At 65.6% G+C, this 215-nt stretch carries 1 pseudogene; it reads left to right on the top strand.

From position 1 onward, the window contains the following. Positions 1–215: pseudogene (locus HMPREF2886_RS32425) on the top strand (conjugal transfer protein TraI); the annotation flags it as partial.

Here is a 215-nt window from a genome sequence, read left to right as displayed (position 1 = left end):
GCGAAGGCGAACCGCAAGCGGTACGAACCACGACCCCGGCGGCCGGACAACCCGACCACGGCGGGCCTGTTCAATCAGTACCAGCGCGAGCGACAGGCGGCCATTCTGGCCCGCCGTCAGGGCCTCGACCAGATCAAGCGCGAGAGTGCGGCTTTCAATGCGCAGGTGAGGCAGTGGAGCCAGACAGAGCGAATGCTTTTGAAGGTCGCGGGCAA

It is taken from the genome of Pseudomonas sp. HMSC066A08 (assembly GCF_001813025.1).
Taxonomy (GTDB): domain Bacteria; phylum Pseudomonadota; class Gammaproteobacteria; order Pseudomonadales; family Pseudomonadaceae; genus Pseudomonas; species Pseudomonas aeruginosa.
Note: the sequence above shows the minus strand (reverse complement) of the source record. Positions and strands in the feature narration are given on the sequence as shown.